This is a genomic window from Marinobacterium sedimentorum, from assembly GCF_024267675.1.
Taxonomy (GTDB): domain Bacteria; phylum Pseudomonadota; class Gammaproteobacteria; order Pseudomonadales; family Balneatricaceae; genus Marinobacterium_A; species Marinobacterium_A sedimentorum.
On record NZ_JALDYX010000227.1, the window covers coordinates 1 to 210 of the forward strand.

Sequence of the window (210 nt, forward strand, 5' to 3'; positions counted from 1 at the left end):
TACCGCAACGCGATGTTAGAGCTGTTTCAAGGTGGCCTGGAGACCCTGCGCGAGGGAGCGGAACTGCGTATTGCGGTGGTACACCCACCCAAAGGCCTGTCGGGCGGCTTGGCTTTTGGTGTCGGCGCCGCCGCCTATTATGCTGACAAGCATTTTTTGCGGAATTTACATCCAAAAATTGCTTTGGGGTTGGGTTTTCAACAGCAGTTT

At 54.3% G+C, this 210-nt stretch carries 1 protein-coding gene; it reads left to right on the forward strand.

What is annotated here, in order from left to right; all coding sequences use genetic code 11:
- On the forward strand, positions 1 to 210 hold a 210-nt coding region (locus MRS74_RS23895), incomplete at both ends, for a hypothetical protein (protein WP_254582769.1).